Origin of the sequence: Oligella sp. HMSC09E12 (assembly GCF_001808505.1) — a bacterium.
GTDB classification, from domain to species: domain Bacteria; phylum Pseudomonadota; class Gammaproteobacteria; order Burkholderiales; family Burkholderiaceae_B; genus Oligella; species Oligella urethralis.
Window position 1 is genome coordinate 783 of record NZ_KV793550.1, and the last position, 3,585, is coordinate 4,367.

The following is a 3,585-nucleotide window of genomic DNA, read 5'->3' on the forward strand; positions in this document are numbered from 1 at the left end:
GGGGGGGGGGGGGGGGACCTTTATGGCGTGGTGCCGCCGCGCGCCCACGGCGATGCTGTTCACCCGCCTGACGCAGGACGCGGTAGAAGCTGGACTCTGAAGCCAGATAACATTGTTCTTCATCCAGTAACCGGGTCACGATCTGCGCAGGTGGCAGACTGGCAAACTCGGGACGGTGACAGGTATCCAGAATGGTCTGACGCTCTTCTGGTGTCAGCGCATGGGCAGGTAAAGGATGCACCGCATGCCGGCGTTGATCCTCAGTGCCTGTTGACCAGCGACGGTAAGTATTCAGGCCAATACCCAGTTCCTGGCACACGCGTTGCAGTCGGGCACCCGCCTTCCGGGCTTCATTGACCAATTCAACAATTTGGCGGCGATCTGTGGCATTGGTCATTTTTCCTCGTCCCCCCAGATCGCCTGGACTTTTTTTCGCAAGGCTATAGAACGTCAACTACTTTGTCCGGTTTAGCGTCAATTAACTTGGCCGGTTTTTACTGCCCCTTGTCTTGGGTTTTTAGTGCTTCTTTCTTGCGATAACTCTCTCCTGTAAAATGAATCATTGTGGCATGATGTACGAGTCGATCAATGGCAGCCACCGTCATCGTGGTATCGTCAAATAGCTCATCCCACTCTTCAAACGACTTATTGGATGTAATAGCTAAACTAAAGCGTTCATAACGGTGCGCTATCAGCTCAAATAAGACGCTAGTTTCTTGTTCGGATTTTCTAACATAACCGACATCATCAATGATAAGTAATTGATATTTATCCAGCTTTTTCAATTCGTCCTGTAGCTTGAGGTGTCGCTTAGCTAGTTGCAACTGCTGTACAAGTGTGGTCGCCTGTATGAACTTAACCTTATAACCCTGCTCTAGTAGTCCATACCCAAGGGCACTGGTAAGGTGTGTTTTACCCAGGCCACTTGCTCCGAAGAGCAAGAGGTTTGCACCTCGCGTCAGTCACGTTTTATCTTGAAGTAAATCATAGGTGGTCGCTTGGTTAATGCCATCGACAGCCATAAAATCAAAGTTATTTAAATGCTTCCCGATGGGTAGTGTGGCATCTTTTAGGTTGCGTGCTAAACGTTTATCCTCGCGTGCCAATAGCTCCTGATGGCATAACTCAGCCAAGTATTGCTGGGGTGACCATTGTTCTTTAGTCGCTTTATCTGCCACGCTCTCCCAGAGCGTGCCAACCGTGGCTAATCTTAGCTGCTTTAGCATCAAGGGTAAGGAAGCGGTATTTCTATGCATGATGGGCTCCAAACAATTGACTGTAATCTTGAAGCGAGTGTTGTTTAATCGCTATGCTAGGCGTCGTTGCAATGATGCGAATGAATCGCTCCTCACACTGTCGGATGGTGGGTAATTGTCGCTGTCGTATCCCCTCCAACACATACCTTTCTAATTGATGCTCGCAGTCATGTCGGTGAGCTAAATACAGCAATTTAACGATGTAATAACACGCATCATCAGCCGATAAACTGTCATCCACATAGTGCCAGATGCTTTTATAATTGTCGTTAGGCAAGATATCATCTCGTAGCTTACTATGCCTAAATGCCAATGGTTTCTTATTGAGCGCATCAATGATGTGCCGGTAATTGACGCTGCGTGCACGTCCTGTCTTGTTACGTGTATATAGACGCTCTAATTCTAGTACTTGCTCCATCCCAAGATATAGCGCTAGTCGTTGATCATATACCCTAGCAAGTAGTCGATTACCGATGAGTCGTGAGGGGACGGTGTAAGTGACGCGTTTTAAAGAAATGGTACTCGTTCTGCTGACACTGACATAGTGCTCTGAGTAGTTGTCGCTAGGGTACGCTGGGAGCGCTTGTAATTGACGCTGCTCCAAGGCAAACTTATCGTGCACGCGCTGGTTACGTCGGTCGATGAGATTCTGGATAAATGCCTGATACTCAGCGCGACAATTAAAATTACTACTGCCTCGTAATTTGAGTGCTTGCGTAATTTGCGCTTTAATATGCCGGTGGGCAGACTCAATGGCACCGTTCTCATGAGCTACTCCGCGATTGTTACGAGTGGGCTTAAAGCCGTAGTGTTTAGCGAACTCATGATAGCGTTCGGTGAAGTCTTCTCGACTGGACATATTCTTATAAGCGGCACTTAGGCTATCGGTACGCACATTAAGAGGAACACCATTAGACGCTTGAAAGGCGTTCTGTAACCCCTCAGATAATGCCGTAAAACTCTCTCCGCCATAAACTACCTGCGCATAGGCCCAACCACTCGCAGGCAGACGATAATGAAATAATAAGTGCTTGAGTGGATCATCGGCAATGCGAATCCCTAAGTTGATGTACGTAAAATCCGCTATCCCCAATTCACCATAGCCATGAGTCTGCAGGAAGATGACATCTTTAGGACTGCCGTGGACGCTTCGCCAGTTAGCGATACGACGTTCCAAGGTACGCCGAGCACTAGGCCTAAAGATGTCTTGATGGTGTTCGCATAAATAATCAAAGATTCCCACAGGGGTAATCTCATTATCCTCACGAATCCATGGCAAAACGATACTGTCCCAAACTGCTTGTAAAGGGTCGTCACGAGTACGCCAGTGGCGTGGTTGCGAGGACTTGGGCTGAAGTTGGTTGTGTTCAATACGCCTTGCGCTGCGCTCAGAGATGCCCGCTTTAGCAGCGGATACTGCTTGAGTGTGTTTCTTTCTAAAATCCATATAACGCTTAATTTGTTGCTTAGTAATCTTACTACCAGACACAGTAAAACCCTCCGTTTTATCTGTGTCTGACCTTAGCAGATTAACCGGCCAACATAATTGTCGCTACGCCGGTCAAGTTAATTGTCGCTCTATAGTCCCCGTATTAAACAAAGTAAATACATCATCCGTCAGATGCTGAGTAGTTCGCTCCACATAAACTAGCGGCAGAATCATCTGCAACAAGGTGATGATAATAAGACATAAGCCTAAGATGACATGCTTGCGGGTGACCGCACCAGTTTCATTAGCTAATGCAAAAGCAGGTGACTTCTGCTTGGTATTTAGCCACACCGGCATGCGTGCTTTGGTGTCACTATGATCAATCTGAAGACTTTGATTTTGCGTTTCTATTATTTGCTTCAGACTAAGAGAGGGTGAGTAATCAACCGGTAGTGTAAAAACATGCGACACCCGAGTACCGGAAAAATTTTCAAACTCAACTAAAAGACGGCGATACAGTTTTGATTTGCGCATTTGTTCCTCGCTCACCTCCCCCGCCCCGCTTATATACCTGGGCGGAAACCCAGAAAAAGCATAATGACTATCACCGATTATCTCTGCCTGCCATACCTTACCTTGCTTCTTCAGCTGCATCATAGAAAAGTCAGGTAAAAAGTAAAACCAAATCACCATACAAAGTGCAACGACCCAAACAAGCAACCCCAAGTAAAAACCGGTATGACTAGTACTCTCCATATGCTCAACGATAGAGAGACGAACAAAAAACAGTGGGATGGCGCATAAAGCGTAAATATACAAAAAATACGTTTGGGGCGTACGCTCAGCAAGTCCTGTCAGGTTTGAACATCGAGCCTGTAAATAATTTTGTGTAACTTCCTT

Annotated in this window: 3 protein-coding genes and 1 pseudogene; all 4 read right to left on the reverse strand. The window is 46.8% G+C overall.

Translation table 11 applies throughout. The features are described from left to right. The coding region (locus tag HMPREF3179_RS12200) for a transposase (protein WP_371441416.1) at nt 1-397 on the reverse strand (397 nt) is incomplete at its 3' end. 97 nt (nt 398-494) lie between these two features. Then, nucleotides 495-1,226: pseudogene (gene istB / locus HMPREF3179_RS03100) on the reverse strand (IS21-like element helper ATPase IstB). Between the two features lie 22 nt (nt 1,227-1,248). After that, entirely contained in the window at nt 1,249-2,745 is a 1,497-nt protein-coding gene (istA, locus tag HMPREF3179_RS03105) for an IS21 family transposase (protein ID WP_070469698.1), read from the reverse strand. Between the two features lie 72 nt (nt 2,746-2,817). After that, nucleotides 2,818-3,585, reverse strand: a 768-nt coding sequence (locus tag HMPREF3179_RS03110) for a hypothetical protein (RefSeq protein WP_246824349.1), incomplete at its 5' end; no start/stop codon positions are given.